The organism is Paenibacillus faecis (assembly GCF_008084145.1).
Taxonomy (GTDB): domain Bacteria; phylum Bacillota; class Bacilli; order Paenibacillales; family Paenibacillaceae; genus Fontibacillus; species Fontibacillus faecis.
In genome coordinates, this window is the sequence record NZ_VSDO01000001.1 from 291216 (window position 1) to 307691 (window position 16476).

The window sequence follows — 16476 nt, forward strand, 5'->3', positions numbered from 1 at the left end:
CATCCTATGCCTCAAACCGGCCCTATAGCCCCGTGCGCTCCATGAAAGCGCGCAGACTGTCGAGCGCGCGGCGAGCCAGCGCTTCGTTCTTCTCCGCCTTTTTGCGGTGTCGGGTATCCAGTTTCGGGAACAGCCCGAAATTCGCATTCATCGGCTGAAAATGCTTGAAGTCCGCGGTGGTAATATACCTGGCCATACTTCCGAGCGTCGTATCTTCAGGGAAGACGATCCCTTCCCGCCCGGCATACGCCTGAGCCGCGTTGATCCCCGCGATGAGACCCGAAGCGGCGGATTCCACATATCCCTCCACCCCGGTCATTTGCCCGGCAAAAAAGAGCGTAGGACGCTCCTTCAACTGGTAGGTCGGCTGCAGCAGTTTAGGCGAATTGATAAACGTGTTGCGGTGCATGACCCCGTAACGGACAAATTCCGCATTTTCAAGACCGGGGATCATCGAGAAGACCCGCTTTTGCTCCCCCCATTTTAAATGCGTCTGGAAGCCCACCAGGTTGTAGAGTGTGCCGGCCGCATTGTCTTGACGCAGTTGCACGACCGCATGCGGAAGCTTGCCCGTATGCGGGTTCACAAGCCCGACCGGCTTCATCGGACCGAACAAGGCGGTCTGTTTGCCGCGGCGCATCATGATTTCGATCGGCATGCAGCCTTCAAAATAAACTTCTTTTTCAAACTCTTTCAGTTGGGTGACCTCAGCGGTAATCAACGCCTCATAAAAAGCATCGAACTCCTCTTCCGTCATCGGGCAGTTCAAATAAGCGGCCTCTCCCTTGTCATAGCGGGAGGCCAGATAAACCTTGCTCATATCGATGGAATCCTTCTCCACAATCGGAGCGGCCGCGTCATAGAAATAAAAATAGTCCTCGCCGGTCAAACTCCGGATCTGCTCCGACAAGGCCGGGGAGGTCAACGGGCCGGTGGCGATGATGACGATACCGTCCCGCGGGATCTCCCTGATTTCTTCATTCACGACCTCGATCAAAGGGTGATCATGAAGCGTGCGCGTAATCTCGCCGGAGAAACCGTCCCGGTCGACGGCCAAGGCGCCTCCCGCCGGCACGGCATTCCGGTCCGCGGATCCGAGAACAAGCGAGTTCAACATGCGCATTTCTTCTTTCAAAACGCCGACCGCATTGGTCAGACCGTTCGCCCGAAGCGAGTTGCTGCATACGAGTTCCGCAAATTTATCCGTATGGTGGGCCGGCGTTTTGACAACCGGCCGCATTTCATATAACGTTACGGGCACGCCGCGGCTCGCAAGCTGCCAAGCGGCTTCACTGCCGGCCAGGCCCGCCCCGATCACGGTAACCCTATTTTTCTCTGTCACTTAGAATTCCCCCGCATCTCTGGCTGTTTCGCAAATTTCAATTCCATCTCATTTGAATTATTCCGCCGCCGCTTCGTCCTCCTGCTCCTCGATCGCCTCCGTGTAATCGCAAGCCGTGCATTGCAGCTTGCCTCCCTGCTTGTTGCGCTTGATCACTAGCAGAGAATCACACTTCGGACAAGGCTTCGGCGACGGGCGATCCCAAGATACGAAGTCGCATTCCGGATATCTGTCGCAGCCGTAGAACACGCGTCCTTTTTTGCTGCGGCGTTCGACGACATGCCCTTCTTTACATTTCGGACAGGTGACCCCGATGTCCTTGACGATCGGCTTCGTATTCCGGCAGTCCGGGAACCCGGAGCAGGCCAAAAATTTGCCGAAACGGCCCAGTTTATATACAAGCGGCTTTCCGCATTTTTCGCAAATTTCATCGGAAACCTCATCTTCGATTTCGATTTCCTTCATTTCTTCTTCCGCGACTTCCAGCCGCTTCTCAAAGGTCTCGTAAAATTCGCCAAGGACTCTTACCCAATCCTCCGAACCTTCCTCAACGTGGTCAAGGTCGCCCTCCATATGGGCGGTAAATTCAACGTCCAAAATCTCCGGGAAAAACTGCTCCATCTGTTCGATGACGAGCTCTCCGAGTTCGGTAGGCACAAATTTCTTCTCTTCGATCGCCACGTAACCGCGTTTCTGAATGGTTTCCAGCGTTGGAGCATACGTACTCGGGCGGCCGATGCCAAGTTCCTCCAGCGTTTTCACAAGCCGGGCCTCCGTGTACCTAGGGGGCGGCTGAGTAAAATGCTGCTTGGGTTCGATTTCTTCCACGCCAAGCTTATCCCCGCTGTGCAGAGGCGGCAGGAACTTGTCGTCTTCGGTGGCTCCGTCGTCGTTCCCTTCCACATAGACCTTCATGAATCCTGGAAAGCGGATTTTGGAACCGACGGCCCGGAAGGTCGCGTCGCCTGCGGCAATGTCCACGGACATCGTATCCAGAATCGCGGACGCCATTTGGCTGGCCATAAAGCGTTCCCAGATCAGTTTATACAGCCGGTACTGGTCGCGGCTGGTAAACGCCTTGACCGATTCGGGATCCCGCATAGCGGAAGTCGGGCGAATCGCTTCATGGGCATCCTGGGCTCCGGCCGCTTTTTTGGAGTACTGCCGGGGCGATTCCGGCACGAAATCCCCGCCGAATTTGCCGACGATATACTCCTTCGCCTCGTCCTGGGCTGTGGTGGAAATCCGCGTCGAGTCCGTACGCATATAGGTGATCAGACCCACGGTCCCCTCTTTGCCCAAATCGACGCCCTCGTACAACTGCTGGGCCACGGACATCGTCTTAGCCGCACGGAAGTTTAACTTCCGCGCCGCTTCCTGCTGCAGGGAACTGGTCGTGAAAGGAGCCGCGGGGTGACGCAGCCGTTCCTTTTCCTTCACATCGGCGACCCGGAATTCCGCTTTCTCGATCGACTTCAGAATTTCCTTCACCTGCTCCTCGTTGCCGAGCTCCAGCTTTTCTCCCTTATATTGATGGAACTTGGCCTCAAACGGGGTTTGGCCCGTTTTGAGTTTGGCCGTAATGCTCCAATATTCCTCCGGTACAAAAGCCGAGATTTCATTCTCGCGGTCGAGGATGATTTTGACGGCAACCGATTGAACGCGGCCGGCCGACAAGCCTTTCTTTACTTTTTTCCACAAAAGCGGGCTGATCTTGTAGCCGACCAAACGGTCCAAGATTCGCCGCGCTTGCTGGGCGTTGACCAGGTCCATATTTATTTTGCGCGGGGTTTTAAACGCATCCTTAACGGCTTCCTTGGTAATTTCGTTAAAGACGACGCGGCAGTTTTCCGTCTGGTCCACGTCCAGAACATGGGCCAAATGCCAGGCGATCGCTTCTCCTTCGCGATCCGGGTCAGCCGCCAGATAAATTTTCTTCACCTTTTTACTAGCGTCCTTTAGTTCCTTTAATACCGAACCTTTCCCACGGATTGTAATATACTTTGGACTGAAATCGTTCTCGACCTCAACCCCGATCTGACTTTTGGGCAAATCGCGAACATGCCCCATTGAAGCCTTCACGATGTATTTGCTTCCCAAATATTTGCCAATCGTTTTCGCCTTGGCCGGCGACTCGACGATGACGAGAGAATCCGCCACAGGTTCATCCTCCTCTCATACAGCTCACTACTGATTTTCTCGATATTTAGAATTCTTGATATATAGCCTTATTATGAGAAACCACTCACCGAAGAATGGACTATATAATCCTATAAACAGAACCCGGCAGTTGAACTACCGCTTTTTTCATGATTAAAGATAACAGAACTGAATGTAAATGTCCAAAATCCCACCCGGACCGTGCCAGCAGTTCCTCGAATGAAGCATCCCCCTGCTCCAACATATGGTATATGGCCTGCTCGTCAGTTGTCAACTCGGCTCCCGGCGCCGCCGCTTCGGGACACACACCGGCCCTCGGCAGGAGTGATGCGTATTCTTCCAAAATATCCCCGGGCTCCGTCACCAGCTTCGCCCCCTGCTTCAGAAGGCCCAATGTCCCCCGGCTCTTTGGGGACGTGATGGGGCCGGGTACGGCAAACACGTCTCGGCTCTCCTCCAGCGCCTGGTCCGCGGTGATCAGCGAACCGCTGCGGGAATCGGCTTCCACAACGACCGTTCCCCGCGTTATTCCCGCGATGATCCGGTTGCGCTGCGGAAACAGCCCGGGATGCCCCGGCGTGCCCGAGGGGTACTCGGACACCAGCAGCCCCCGCTCCGCGATTTGTCTGTACATCGCGGCATGTTCTCGCGGATAAGCCACGTCGATCGCCGTTCCCAGCACCGCGATGGTCGATCCGTCCGCTCGCAGCGCGGCTTCGTGACAAACGCCGTCAATGCCGCGGGCCAGTCCGCTGACGACCGTGATCCCCGAGCCGCATAAAGTCTCCGCGAGCCAAGCGGCCACTTTGCGGCCGTAAGCGGTCGGCACCCGCGTCCCGACCAAGGCGACGGATAAACGATTCAAGAGGTCCCGGTTGCCGATGGTATACAACACCCACGGCGGTTTCCCCGTTTCCTTCATTAATATAGGATATGACTCATCCAAAATCGTGACCGGTTCAATGCCCTTCCGTCGCATCACTTCCGCTCGCTCTTCGATCCAGCCGGGCGTGAACCGCTCCGTCACACGAAGGGCCAATTCGGGTTCAAGCCCCCGTGCCGTCCAATCGCCCGGTTCGAAATCCAGGGCATGCACCCAATCCTCATCTTTCGACAAAATCCCCGCTATTCTCTTCCACCCCAAACCCGGGCATTCATGGAGTCCGATCAGGACCCAACGCTTATTCATCCTTTCCGACCTCTTTCTCCGTTATAATCAAACAAAAAAAGCAACCTTCCATCCCTTAGGGAACAGAAGGTTGCTTACCTCTGTTTTGATTATAGCAGAACTTTCCTAGTGTGTCGTGCAGGTATTCAAGATCCCGCGCTCTTCGAGCACACTAACCAGCGTCGCCCCCATTTCGGAAGGCGTCGGCGCCACGCGGATGCCGCATTCCTCCAGCTTGGCGATTTTCTCGCTGGCCGTTCCTTTGCCCCCGGAAATGATCGCGCCGGCATGCCCCATACGTTTGCCCGGAGGCGCCGTAACTCCACCGATAAAACCGACGACCGGCTTCTTCATGTTGTCGCGGATCCATTCGGCCGCTTCTTCCTCCGCCGTACCGCCGATTTCCCCGATCATAATAACCGCGTAGGTGTTCTCGTCCTCGTTGAATCTCTTTAGAATATCGATGAATTCCGAGCCCTTGACGGGGTCGCCGCCGATTCCCACCGCCGAGGACTGACCGATGCCGCGGGTCGTCAATTGATGCACGGCCTCATACGTGAGCGTACCGCTGCGCGATACGACGCCGACGTGGCCGGGCAAGTGAATGTACCCCGGCATGATGCCGATTTTGCATTCGCCCGGGGTAATGACGCCCGGACAATTCGGTCCGATCAGAACCGTTTTTTTGCCTTCCATATATCTCTTGACTTTGACCATGTCCAGCACCGGAATACCTTCCGTGATGCAGATGACCAGATCCATCTCCGCCTCGACCGCCTCCAGAATCGAATCCGCGGCAGCCGCAGGAGGTACGTATATGACACTTGCGGTAGCCCCGGTTGCTTCCTTGGCTTCGCGGACCGTATTAAACACCGGAAGGCTGACGGTTTCGCCGTTCTCCAAAGAGATGTCCACCGTTGTCCCGCCTTTGCCGGGCGAAGTTCCCCCGACCATTTGCGTCCCGTAATCCAACGCCCCTTTGGCATGGAAAAGGGCGGTTTTCCCCGTAATTCCCTGGGTGATGACTTTTGTATGTTTATCGACCAAAATACTCATGCTTCGAGCCTCCCGTTCATGGATATGGTGATGAGATCAAGATACGAGCGAAACGATTTTTTGCGCGCCGTCCGCCATCGAATCCGCGGACACGATCGCAAGTCCGGATTCGGCCAAAATCGATTTCCCCTTCTCCACATTCGTGCCTTCCAAACGAACCACGAGCGGACGATCCAGCCCGACCTGCTTCGCCGCCTCCACGATGCCCGAGGCGATGACGTCGCATCTCATAATGCCGCCGAAAATATTAACGAAAATCCCCTTCACCTTGGAGTCGGAGAGGATGATTTTGAACGCTTCCGTCACTTTCTCGGCCGTCGCGCCGCCGCCTACGTCCAGGAAGTTGGCCGGATCTCCGCCGTAGGTTTTGATGATGTCCATCGTGGCCATCGCCAAGCCGGCGCCGTTCACCATACAGCCGATATTCCCGTCCAATGCGATGTAGCTGAGATCATACTTGGAAGCTTCGATTTCCTTCTCGTCCTCTTCTTCCAAATCGCGCAGGGCCAAAATATCCGGATGCCGGAACAGCGCGTTGGAATCAAAGTTCAGCTTGGCGTCGAGCGCCATGACATCCCCGTCCCCTGTAACGACAAGGGGGTTGATCTCCGCGATAGAGCAGTCCTTATCGACAAACGCGCGATAAAGCGCCAGCATAAATTGGGAAGCCTTATTCACCAATTCCTTCGGAATGTTGATGGCAAAGGCCAGTCTCCGGGCCTGGTAGGCCTGCAGTCCTATCGCCGGATCGATTACCTCTTTGAATATTTTTTCAGGCGTCTTCGCCGCCACTTCTTCAATTTCCGTACCGCCTTCTTCGGAAGCCATCATCACGACCCGTCCGGTCGCCCGGTCCACTACGACACCGACATAATATTCCTTCTTGATATCGCAGCCCTGCTCAATCAGCAGACGCTTGACTTCCTTCCCTTCCGGTCCCGTTTGATGGGTAACCAGCACCTTCCCCAGAATCTCCTGGGCATAAGCGCGAACTTCATCCAGGTTCTTCGCAACCTTGACACCACCGGCCTTCCCGCGGCCGCCGGCATGGATTTGCGCCTTGACAACAACCACCGGGCTGCCCAGCGCTTTCGCCGCCTCTACGGCTTCTTCCACCGTAAATGCCACTTGACCTTTGGGGACGGCGACCCCGTACTGCTTAAGGACTTCTTTTCCTTGATATTCATGGATATTCATGCTTGGAATCCTCCTATCAACAGGCGGTTTTAATGGTAGTCAAACAATAGTAAAACCCAAATTATTGTACCATGTTTTTAAAACGCTTTCCTTAAAAAGTTCATGATTTATACACAACTTTTTTATATCATAATAATCTCATTTTGAGATGAATTTAATGGGTTTGCACACCGGTTTACCGCTATGTTAGCGTTTTAGCTATGCTAAATTTCGATGGAAACCGCGTTTTTTCTTTGTTTTCGTCAAAAGGAACGAAATCATGAATTGTGCTGTCTATACTTGCTTTTTTGCGTAGATATCAAAATCAAACCCGCATGAAAGAGAAAGGCTCTCGCAATCCCCTCGATAAATTGGTAGTATTGAAATTAGTCCCGTTCCCTGTGAAAGGAGCTGAGCTTATGTTTATCGCCATTGTACTCATGCTGGCCGGTATCGCGATCATCGCTTATGGTTTTTTCGTCAGAAACAAGCCTTCTTTCGGTTGGAGGTTCAACGAAGGGTGGAAAATCAAGGGCGATTCGGAACCGAGCGAATCTTATTTGGAGTCTATGAAATTTTCCGGGTTTGTAGCGGTGATCCTTGGCACCTTCCTTTTGCTGGGCGGTCTTCTTAGCTTATGGACGGCTTTGGCGTCATAACCCGTCCCAACGCGGGGAAAGTTGTTATCTGCTCGAATGCAGATTTCCATCCAATGAAATATTGGATCTGTTCTTAACGGAGTTAAGTCATTGGGTGGGCTATAAATTGTCGATTGTCATTAATAGATAGGCAACTTGACTTTTTCCGCGGAAACTTCTAAGATACGAACATAAGAATATGGAAAATATGGAAGCACCTTTTTTCCCAAATCCGGCCTAGACGGCTTTGAACGGGAGAGAGGTGTTTTTTTTATGTATGGAAAACTCTACAGCGCCTGTCTTTACGGGATTGACGGCGTTTTGATCGAAGTCGAAGTGGATTTGGCCAGCGGGATCCCGCAGACCCAGGTGGTGGGCTTGCCTGATTCCGCGGTCAGGGAAGCGGTCGACCGTGTCCGGGCGGCGATCAAAAACTGCGGCTTCGCCTTTCCGCTGCAGCGGGTGACCATCAATTTGGCCCCGGCGGATTTGCGCAAGGAAGGCACGGCCTTCGATCTGGCGATCGCGCTCGCGCTCTTATCCGCTAGCGGCCAGGTCACTCTTCCGGCGAGCGGAAATCTCCTGATCATCGGTGAATTGGCTCTCGATGGAGCGCTGCGCGGGGTCCCGGGAATTCTGCCGATGGTGGATTTGGCCCGCAAGCACGGGTTCCAGGCTGTCCTGGTTCCCAGCGTCAGCGTCCCCGAAGCGCTGCTGCTCGACGGAATCACCGTCTTCGGCATCGGCCATCTCCGTGAACTGGTACCGGCCCACCAAAGGGACCAAAATCGCACGGAACCGGTCGTTCTCCACTCCTTGGACCATTTGGTGCAAACAAGAGACCGTGTGCCTGGCGGCGGTCCCTCCCAACAGCCGGATATCCCGTTCGAGGACTATCTGGACGTCCTGGGGCAGCGGCCGATCAAACGGGCCCTGACCATTGCCGCGGCCGGAATGCACAACATTGTCCTCATCGGCCCGCCCGGTACCGGTAAAACGATGCTGATCCGCCGCCTCCCCGGCATATTGCCGCCTCTCACCCCCGACGAGTCATTGGAGGTAACCAAAATTTACAGTTCTGCCGGCAAGCTGAAGCAGCAGGACGGCTTGATAACCCGGCGGCCGTTTCGTTCGCCGCATCATACAATCTCCGGCGGGGGCCTGATCGGCGGCGGAAGCATCCCCAAGCCGGGAGAGGTCAGCCTCGCGCACAGAGGCGTCTTGTTTTTGGACGAGCTCCCGGAGTTTTCCCGCAATGTCCTGGAAGTGCTCAGGCAGCCGCTGGAAGAACGGGTCGTTACGATCAGCCGTTCACGGGCGGCGTTCACCTTCCCGGCTCAATTTTTGCTCGCCGGTTCTTTAAATCCTTGTCCGTGCGGCTGGTTCGGCTCGGAGTTCCCGCAACCGTCGTGCACCTGTTCGCCTTTTCGCATCGCCCAATATCGCGAGAGGATCTCCGGCCCCCTGCTGGACAGGGTCGATATGCAAGTGGAAGTCCCCCGCCCCCAGCGCCGGCAGGAGGATACGAAGCCGCTATCCACGAAGGAAATGCGCGAGCAGGTGCGTCGGGCCGAACAGATCCAACTTCGGCGCTACCAAGGCTTGAAGATTTCCAGGAACAGCGAATTATCCGGCAGCCTGCTGCGACAATATGCCCAGATGAGCCAAGGAGCAGCCCGGCTGTTGGACGCCTCCTTTGAGGCATTGGGACTCAGTATGCGCGCCTATGACCGGATCGTAAAGCTGTCGCGCACGATTGCCGATCTGGAGGGACGGGAGGATATCCGGGAAGAACAGGTTGCCGAAGCGATTCAATATCGCCAGCTCGATCGAAGGCAGCCGGATGTGTCCGGCTAATAAGCCAAACCAGAACCGCCTTTTTTAACGGGCGATATTGCGAATTTAGGCTTTCCGACTGGGGAAAGCGCCTTACCCACTCCCTCTCCACGAACGTATAATGTGCATACAACCATTACTTAAAGAGAGGATAAATCAGATGATTGAACTGGCCTTGGCCTTTCAGGATAAGGATGGGCAATACGCTGAGCATGCAGGTGTCGTTCTAGCATCGATTTTCCATAACACCAAATCCCCTGTGAACGTCCATATTTTGCACGATGAAACGCTGAGTGAAGATAACCGGCAGAAACTTTTTGATTTGGCGACGGGTTTTAACCATACGATCCAGTTTTATCCGGTAATCCTCCCCGAAGATCTGCGTCAGCTCATGGAGAGTGTGGCCTCGGTCAATGTTTGGACTCCTGCCTCCCTGTATCGACTGCTGATTCCGGCGATCGTGCCGGTCGACAAAATCATCTATCTCGATTGCGACGTTCTGGTGAACATGGATATTGAAGAACTGTGGCAAACCGAGTTAAATGAGGCTTATTTGGGCGCCGTATGGGACCAGAATATTATGAATGTAACGCAAACGATCAGTTCCATGGGATTAAATCCGGATCTCTATTTTAACTCCGGGGTGATATTATTCGGGCTAAACAATATCCGCCAGAACCCTGGCTGGTATGAAGAAACGCTGAATTTTTTCCGCAACTTTCCGAATACCTCCATGCCTGATCAGGATGCCTTAAATGCGGTTTATGGGGGGAACTACCTCCCGCTCGACCTGCGTTTCAACTTTTTTAACATGGCGGCCGCTGACCATGACTACACGAATAAAATCGTCCACTTTGCCGGCACTGATAAATGTTGGGACCGCACTTCCCCGGGATGGGAACTGTACCTGAACTACCTTAACCTGACGCCCTGGAGCAAACAAGCACCCCGTTACTCCGCGGCCCCCGCTATCGGGAGAGGGATGAGGGGACGGACGCGCATCAAACGCAGAAAGCGGAGAACGGCCGGAGGAAATTTTCGATCCAAACGAAGCAGAATGACCCGCAGCGGTTTATCCTACTCGAAGCCGGTCAAATCGGCGGGCAGGGGCGGAACGATCGTTCGCCGAAAAAAGAGAGGATCGCGGCGGCCGCTCTCTATGCCAGCAAAATCAAGCGGGGGAACGGCTTCGCTTTCCAGGGGGCTAAAACCGCGCGGCGCCATAAAGTAGAAAAAGAAGTACAGAACCGTCACGGTTTTGTACTTCTTCTTTTATTTAACTTCGTTTTATTTTTACGACCCGTTTCAAAAGGCCGCCTGAATATGTTCCAGGGTGAATTCGTCCCCGTAGCCAAACGTGACGGCGATGACATCAAATCGAATGATCGCGGCGGAATTGCCGGTTTGTTGAAAATAGACCGCGGCCGTATCGCGAACCTGCTTGATTTTGCGAGCCGTCATCGATTCCGCCGGCGTACCGAAGGCCGAATTGCGGCTTTTTCGGCTGCGTACCTCCACGACGACGAGCACGCCATCCCTTTTGGCCACGAGGTCCAGTTCCCCGCTGCGGCAGCGCCAGTTCCGATGCAGAATTTCGTAGCCTTGCTCGACCAGATAATCGGCCGCCAACTGCTCGGCCCGCCGCCCTCGGACCACACGCTCATCCCGAGCCGAAGAACTGCCGTCTCCCGATAAAGAGGCGTAACGTTTATTCAAGGTCCATCCCTCTTTCCGCAAGCTTGTCCGAGCGGTAAATAAAACTGAGGATCTCGGCGACCAAGGTATACAGCTCCGGAGGGATTTGCCGGTCCAGATCGATTTTGGACAACACCTCGACCAACGCGGCGTCCTCCTGAACCGGGATTTCGTTCTCCCGGGCCAGGTCCAATATTTTCTCCGCCAGCAGCCCGCTGCCTTTGGCCGCAACGACCGGAGCATCGTGCTTCTGCGGATCATATTTCAAGGCGACGGCTTTCTTCAAGGAAAGCGCACGCTGTTCGTCCTTCCCGCTCATACGCGATAATCCACCCCTTTATAGGGACTGGGGGCGTAGGACAAGGAAGGCGCCAACTCGTGCCCCGGCTTTTCTCCCGTTTCCCCCGGCGGGATTAAAGGCTCGGCTTTTAATGACAACAGGCGGTATCCCGCGGCATCCAGCGCGGCTTCGATCTCCGGTTGTCTGGATTCCAGGAAGGCGCCGGCGATGTCCCGTTCGCTGTAAATTTTGAGCAGCACTTTTTTATCCGCAACTTGCACATCCACCATCAGCTGTCCCAACGCTTTCATCTGCAAGTCGAACCACAGCCGGCAGTTATCCGCGTCCAGCTCGCCTTTTCTTCCCCGGCGCGATTCGATGTGTACCGCGGCGGTCTGCTCTCCGTCGGGTCCGATAAACGGCAGAAACATCGTCACCTGGGCGAAGGGAGCCGTGCGGTCCGTCGTCAACAGCAGCTGCTGACCGGTCAACTGCTGAACGACTTGCCGGGCGGCCTCCTGAAGCGGGGCCGGCAGGTCGTCGGCGGCAGCGACTTGAAGCAGGAGGCTCTTCAAGGTGTCGCGGGCATGGGCCGCCGCGGAATCGGCCGCCTCCTGCGAAGCCGGGCCCGGCAGCACCGCCGGCCCGGCCGGGTGCGTCGGCGCCGCTTCCTGCGGGCCTGCCCCGGCGGCGCCGGCCGGAACGGCCGCGCCAGCCTGGCCCGGCTGCCCGGGCGCCGCCTGCGGCACGCCGCCGGGCACAGCGCCCCCTGGCGACGGCGCGTGCGCTCCCGCGCCGCCGCCCGGGGCGGCCTGCGCCGCCGTGCCTCCGGCAGGCGGCGGCGCGGCGCTGGCCGCGGGCTCGCCGGAGGCGCCCGCGCGCAGCACCTGCTGCTCGTGCTCCGCACCGAGCAGCTTCAGCACGCGCCCCACCCACGGCTCCGCGTGGGGGGTGGGGCGCTGCTGCGGCGAAGGCCCTGCGGGCCCTTCGCCGGGCACCGCCGCTGCCGCCGGTTCGCCGGCAGCGGCAGGGGCGCCCGCCAGCGGCTGTCCGCTGGCGGTGCCGGTCCCGGCTGTCCCCGCAGCGGACGGGGACGCGCTCCCCGCGGCCGTGCCTTCCAGCAGCACGGCCGCTTTTACATCGGAGAGCACGGTCAGCAGCTTCTGCAGAAGCTGCGGCGAAAGCCCGCTCTCCGGCTTAGCCTGAGCCCCCTGGCCCATAGTGGCGGGGGGCTCAGGCGTGTCGGCGGCCTGCGCAGCCATGCCGCCGCCGACCGGCCGTAAGGCCCCGTCCGAAGGCGCGGCCTTCCCTTGCGGTGCCACCTCTTGCGAATCGGTTGGCACAACGGCTCTTCCGGCCCCCTCGTTCGGGGCCGTCCCGGCGGGCATTCCGCCTTTTCCGCTCCATGCCGTCCCTGCGGCATCTCTATTCGCAGGCAAACCGGCTTCCGCCGAAGCCTCTTGCCTGAGCCATTGCCCGAGCTGCTCCTCCAAAGTGGATAAAAGCGTATGCAGCGGCGGACCGAACACGGCCTGATGCAGGCCTCTAACCGTTTCGCCCGTGAGAGGAAGGCCTCGGTTCATGGCGATCCCCACCGCATGAACCCACTCCGCCAGCGGAGCTCCGGCCGGCTTCTGGCTGGCCAGCGCCAGCAATTTCGCCGCGTTTTCCTTGGTCAAAGGAATTCCGTTCGTCTGCATCAATTGCAAAAGATCCCGATTCTCGGGGGTGTCCTGCATCCCCATCGCTTCGAGCGCACTCGCCAGCGAGGCGGCTGACATCGTGCCTCCAGGTGAAGTTTGAATCGGCTTAAGCATGAGCAGTCCTTCATCGGACGGCGGCTGTACCTGCAGTAATGTCGTCTGCCCTTCTTTCAGCGGGGTTTCCAGCGCAGCATGCAGTTTAACCCCTTGTACCTGGATCACCGCCTCCTGGCCGTCCTCCGATACGCTTAGCACCGTGCCCCGAACGACCTGACCGGCTTTTAGATCCAGGGTTTTCGGTGTGCCGGGCCGACTCTCCCCGATCATTCCGCGCAGTAAAGGTCCAATATTCATATGATTCCACTCCCGTCCGCCCAAGTTGTATAAAAAATGTCTTGCGATGAAGGAAAACCCGCCCTTGCGGGGCGGGCTTATCAAAATAAGGTTTGTTCTTCCACAAATAAGTTCCGCATAAAGCTTTTGCGATGCATAGGCGTTGGGCCGAGAGCCAGAATCTGCTCCCTGTGAAACTTCGTGGCATACCCTTTATGTACCGCAATCCCGTATTCGGGATAAAGCGCATCCCAGGTGCCCTGACATAGACGGTCCCGCGTCACCTTCGCCACGATGGAAGCCGCCGCGATCGATTGGCTCGTGGCGTCTCCTTTAATCACCGATAACTGTGGGATCGGCGAATCGATTTTCTCGGCATCGATAAGAAGATAATCCGGAGTTACCGCCAAACGCTCTACCGCCTGCTTCATGGCCAGACGCGTAGCCTGTTTAATATTTATTTGATCTATTGTCTCGGAATCCGCATAGCCGATTCCTACCGCGACCGCCTGTTCCATAATAAGATCATACAGCATGTCCCTTTTTTTCGGACTCAACCTCTTGGAATCATTGACATCCTCCAGGACTAAACCTTGCGGCAAAATGACCGCCGCCGCCACCACATCGCCGAACAGACAGCCTCGTCCGACTTCGTCAATACCGGCGATATTGCGGTATGACTGCCAGTATTCTTTTTCGTAAATTAAAAGATCGCTCATAGTGCCTCCTTCATGACGCAACCCTTACAAGCTTACTCCTCTGGGTTGTGAAGTTCAAGTTCTTCCGAGTTCCGGCCGACTTGTCTGGTTATGCATGGACATGACTGAAGACATTTCAACGCATTACCTTTATTATCGGCACGTGCTATCTATTTTGAGAGTAGATGCCTAAAATTTACCTTACCTATATTAGACATCAACTCTTTAACAACAAAAAAAGCACGAATCCCAAAGGATTGCGTGCTTTGTATAAGAATCCCATAACGTTCGTTTACGTCAATAGGGGGCTTCCAGGCTGTATCTGCCCAGTTTTCCCGCCCGAAGCTCACGAAGAAAGATTCCCGAAGCCTTCTCCAAATCCACCCGGCCGCCGCTGACGATACAGCCGCGTTTCCGCCCGATCTCTTCCATGACGGTCACGATTTCGTCGGGGTTCTCGGTATCCTGCGGCTGCTCTTTCAGGTCAAAACGTTCCCTGAGCGGGTCCCAGTAGTACTTTGCCAAATATTTGACTCCGAAAAAAGCGATGTCCTCGACATTCAAAATTTCCTCACGGATCGCCCCGGTCAAGGCCAGCCGGTAACCTACATTCTGATCCTCAAACTTGGGCCAGAGAATACCCGGTGTATCCAGGAGTTCCATCTCCGTTCCTACCTTAATCCACTGTTGGGCTTTGGTCACCCCGGGACGATCGCCCGTCGCGGCGATGCTCCGTCCCGCCAGGCGGTTGATCAGCGTCGACTTGCCGACATTCGGAATCCCCACGATCAGCGCCCGAACGGCACGCGGATTTATTCCTTTGGCCAATTGACGCTCGATTTTGTCCCTGAGCAGTTCCTTCGCCTTTACCGGAATTTCCTTCACGCCCTGCCCGCTCGTGGCGTCCACTTGAACGGCCGTATGGCCTTCTTCCTTAAAGTAATCGATCCACTGCCGAGTAATCGACGGATCGGCCAAATCCGCCTTATTCAAAACAATGAGGCGCGGCTTACCTTGTAAAATCTCATCGATCATCGGATTTCTGCTGGATAACGGAAGCCGGGCGTCGATGAGTTCGATCACCACGTCGATCAGCTTCAGCTTCTCCTGGATCTGGCGGCGGGCCTTGGTCATATGTCCGGGAAACCATTGAATTGTCATGCTCTTTCACCTCTAGCTCCCGATTAGCCAGGCCAACCGGATGTCGTTTAATGATGCTTGATGAACTGGATATCCTTCAAAGGCCAGAATACGAGATCCGCGCGGCCGATAATGTCGCCGTACGGTACGAACCCGATTCGCCGGCTATCCGTACTGTTGGAGCGATTATCGCCAAGCACAAAGATGTGTCCCTCCGGCACGACGCCTTCCGGAACGAAGTCATTGGGGAAATTCGCTTCCGTATTATAGAGTTGATTATTGCTATGTTTTTCATTCAGAATACCTTGAATATAGGGTTCTTCAATCGCCTTACCGTTGACGGTAACCGTATCCCCTTCCACTTTCACCGTGTCTCCGGGTACGCCGATCACCCGTTTGATAAAATCACGCCCCTCGGAAGGAACATGGAATACGACGACTTCACCGTGCTTGGGCGCACGGATATCGTAAATAATTTTGTTCACGATGATCCTCTCGCCGGTGTGGAAGTTAGGCTGCATCGACGGACCGTCCACAATAAAGGGGGCAAAGAAAAGCCAGCGAATCAGGAGAACCAGTACGACAGCGATGACAATAGCTTTCAGCCATTCCATCGCCTCGCTTTTTTCCTTTTTGGGCGGATCTTGCGGGGTTTCCGACGAGACCGGTTGCTCGGATTGAACTTGATGCTCCATAGTTCCTGACCTCTCTTCGTCAAATATGTAAGGAAAGCCTGTTTATAAGAAGATGCCTCAGCTCCGCTGAAATCATACCAAAATTTCCTTCATAAAAAAAGTAAAGGGGCTTGATGAATCCAAGCCCCCTGATCGTTAACGAATTAACGACGTACTTCTTTAATTCTCGCTGCTTTACCGCGAAGTTCACGAAGATAGTACAGCTTCGCACGACGCACTTTACCACGGCGAGCCACTTCGATCTTATCGATTTTCGGGGAATGAAGCGGGAAAGTTCTTTCCACGCCTACACCGTTCGAAATTTTACGAACTGTAAAAGTTTCGCTGATTCCGCCGCCACGACGCTTAATAACAACACCTTCAAACAACTGGATACGTTCACGAGTTCCCTCAATAACCTTTACGAACACTTTTAAAGTGTCACCAGGACGAAAGCTCGGAATATCTTTGCGAAGTTGTTCTTGCGTAATCGCTTGTACGATATTCATCTAGGACTCCCTCCTTCCACTCAGGTGTTCATGCCTCTTCCGGAGAACCCCTTGTTCTCCCTCATCAT

The 16476-nt window shown here is 55.4% G+C and carries 15 protein-coding genes and 1 pseudogene; 4 read left to right on the forward strand and 12 right to left on the reverse strand.

Annotation, left to right across the window (positions count from 1 at the left end):
- Positions 1-22: 22 nt before the first annotated feature.
- From trmFO to sucC, 5 genes are all read right to left on the reverse strand, one after another.
- Positions 23-1342, reverse strand: a complete 1320-nt coding sequence (gene trmFO / locus FRY98_RS01345) for a methylenetetrahydrofolate--tRNA-(uracil(54)-C(5))-methyltransferase (FADH(2)-oxidizing) TrmFO (RefSeq protein ID WP_148449864.1) — start codon at positions 1340-1342, stop codon at positions 23-25.
- Positions 1343-1399: 57 nt separating this feature from the next.
- Entirely contained in the window at positions 1400-3502 is a 2103-nt protein-coding gene (gene topA, locus FRY98_RS01350; protein ID WP_148449865.1) for a type I DNA topoisomerase, read from the reverse strand.
- A gap of 100 nt (positions 3503-3602) precedes the next feature.
- The gene (dprA, locus tag FRY98_RS01355) at positions 3603-4691 is read right to left on the reverse strand and encodes a DNA-processing protein DprA (protein ID WP_148449867.1); all 1089 of its coding nucleotides are present in this window, start codon (positions 4689-4691) and stop codon (positions 3603-3605) included.
- A gap of 105 nt (positions 4692-4796) precedes the next feature.
- On the reverse strand, positions 4797-5726 hold the full coding sequence (gene sucD, locus FRY98_RS01360) for a succinate--CoA ligase subunit alpha (protein ID WP_148449869.1): 930 nt from the start codon (positions 5724-5726) through the stop codon (positions 4797-4799).
- A 36-nt stretch (positions 5727-5762) separates the two neighbouring features.
- On the reverse strand, positions 5763-6923 hold the full coding sequence (sucC, locus tag FRY98_RS01365; RefSeq protein WP_148449871.1) for an ADP-forming succinate--CoA ligase subunit beta: 1161 nt from the start codon (positions 6921-6923) through the stop codon (positions 5763-5765).
- Positions 6924-7321: 398 nt separating this feature from the next.
- On the opposite strand from sucC, the gene FRY98_RS01370 reads away from it, so the two are divergent.
- From FRY98_RS01370 to FRY98_RS01385, 4 genes and pseudogenes are all read left to right on the forward strand, one after another.
- Positions 7322-7561: a DUF6199 family natural product biosynthesis protein gene (locus FRY98_RS01370; RefSeq protein ID WP_249043304.1), complete on the forward strand. Its 240-nt coding sequence runs from the start codon at positions 7322-7324 to the stop codon at positions 7559-7561.
- Between the two features lie 13 nt (positions 7562-7574).
- Positions 7575-7691 (forward strand): annotated as a pseudogene (locus tag FRY98_RS28745) (Lrp/AsnC family transcriptional regulator); the annotation flags it as partial.
- A gap of 122 nt (positions 7692-7813) precedes the next feature.
- The gene (locus FRY98_RS01380; RefSeq protein ID WP_148449873.1) at positions 7814-9397 is read left to right on the forward strand and encodes a YifB family Mg chelatase-like AAA ATPase; all 1584 of its coding nucleotides are present in this window, start codon (positions 7814-7816) and stop codon (positions 9395-9397) included.
- Positions 9398-9536: 139 nt separating this feature from the next.
- The gene (locus FRY98_RS01385; protein WP_170286994.1) at positions 9537-10607 is read left to right on the forward strand and encodes a glycosyltransferase family 8 protein; all 1071 of its coding nucleotides are present in this window, start codon (positions 9537-9539) and stop codon (positions 10605-10607) included.
- Positions 10608-10681: 74 nt separating this feature from the next.
- On the opposite strand, the gene FRY98_RS01390 is transcribed toward FRY98_RS01385, so the two are convergent.
- From FRY98_RS01390 to rplS, 7 genes are all read right to left on the reverse strand, one after another.
- Positions 10682-11092: a YraN family protein gene (locus FRY98_RS01390; protein ID WP_148449877.1), complete on the reverse strand. Its 411-nt coding sequence runs from the start codon at positions 11090-11092 to the stop codon at positions 10682-10684.
- Positions 11085-11390 (reverse strand): EscU/YscU/HrcU family type III secretion system export apparatus switch protein, encoded by a 306-nt coding sequence (locus tag FRY98_RS01395; protein ID WP_148449879.1) that lies wholly within the window; start codon positions 11388-11390, stop codon positions 11085-11087. The genes FRY98_RS01390 and FRY98_RS01395 overlap by 8 nt, the downstream gene beginning before the upstream one ends.
- Positions 11387-13408 carry a flagellar hook-length control protein FliK gene (locus FRY98_RS01400; RefSeq protein WP_148449881.1) on the reverse strand — a complete coding sequence of 674 codons (2022 nt, stop codon included), beginning with the start codon at positions 13406-13408 and terminating at the stop codon, positions 11387-11389. Before FRY98_RS01400 ends, FRY98_RS01395 begins: the two co-directional genes overlap by 4 nt.
- Positions 13409-13488: 80 nt before the next feature.
- Positions 13489-14106, reverse strand: a complete 618-nt coding sequence (locus FRY98_RS01405) for a ribonuclease HII (RefSeq protein ID WP_148449883.1) — start codon at positions 14104-14106, stop codon at positions 13489-13491.
- Positions 14107-14382: 276 nt separating this feature from the next.
- On the reverse strand, positions 14383-15246 hold the full coding sequence (ylqF, locus tag FRY98_RS01410; protein WP_148449885.1) for a ribosome biogenesis GTPase YlqF: 864 nt from the start codon (positions 15244-15246) through the stop codon (positions 14383-14385).
- 47 nt (positions 15247-15293) lie between these two features.
- Complete coding sequence (lepB, locus tag FRY98_RS01415) at positions 15294-15920, reverse strand: signal peptidase I (protein WP_148449886.1); 627 nt, start codon at positions 15918-15920, stop codon at positions 15294-15296.
- 143 nt (positions 15921-16063) lie between these two features.
- Positions 16064-16408: a 50S ribosomal protein L19 gene (gene rplS, locus FRY98_RS01420; RefSeq protein ID WP_114495903.1), complete on the reverse strand. Its 345-nt coding sequence runs from the start codon at positions 16406-16408 to the stop codon at positions 16064-16066.
- Positions 16409-16476: the final 68 nt, after the last annotated feature.

Coding starts and splice junctions, on each gene's coding strand:
- dprA (WP_148449867.1), bottom strand. CDS start 4,691: ATGAATAAGCGTTGGGTCCTGATCGGACTCCATGAATGCCCGGGTTTG.
- sucD (WP_148449869.1), bottom strand. CDS start 5,726: ATGAGTATTTTGGTCGATAAACATACAAAAGTCATCACCCAGGGAATT.
- sucC (WP_148449871.1), bottom strand. CDS start 6,923: ATGAATATCCATGAATATCAAGGAAAAGAAGTCCTTAAGCAGTACGGG.
- FRY98_RS01370 (WP_249043304.1), top strand. CDS start 7,322: ATGTTTATCGCCATTGTACTCATGCTGGCCGGTATCGCGATCATCGCT.
- FRY98_RS01380 (WP_148449873.1), top strand. CDS start 7,814: ATGTATGGAAAACTCTACAGCGCCTGTCTTTACGGGATTGACGGCGTT.
- FRY98_RS01385 (WP_170286994.1), top strand. CDS start 9,537: ATGATTGAACTGGCCTTGGCCTTTCAGGATAAGGATGGGCAATACGCT.
- FRY98_RS01395 (WP_148449879.1), bottom strand. CDS start 11,390: ATGAGCGGGAAGGACGAACAGCGTGCGCTTTCCTTGAAGAAAGCCGTC.
- FRY98_RS01400 (WP_148449881.1), bottom strand. CDS start 13,408: ATGAATATTGGACCTTTACTGCGCGGAATGATCGGGGAGAGTCGGCCC.
- FRY98_RS01405 (WP_148449883.1), bottom strand. CDS start 14,106: ATGAGCGATCTTTTAATTTACGAAAAAGAATACTGGCAGTCATACCGC.
- ylqF (WP_148449885.1), bottom strand. CDS start 15,246: ATGACAATTCAATGGTTTCCCGGACATATGACCAAGGCCCGCCGCCAG.
- lepB (WP_148449886.1), bottom strand. CDS start 15,920: ATGGAGCATCAAGTTCAATCCGAGCAACCGGTCTCGTCGGAAACCCCG.
- rplS (WP_114495903.1), bottom strand. CDS start 16,408: ATGAATATCGTACAAGCGATTACGCAAGAACAACTTCGCAAAGATATT.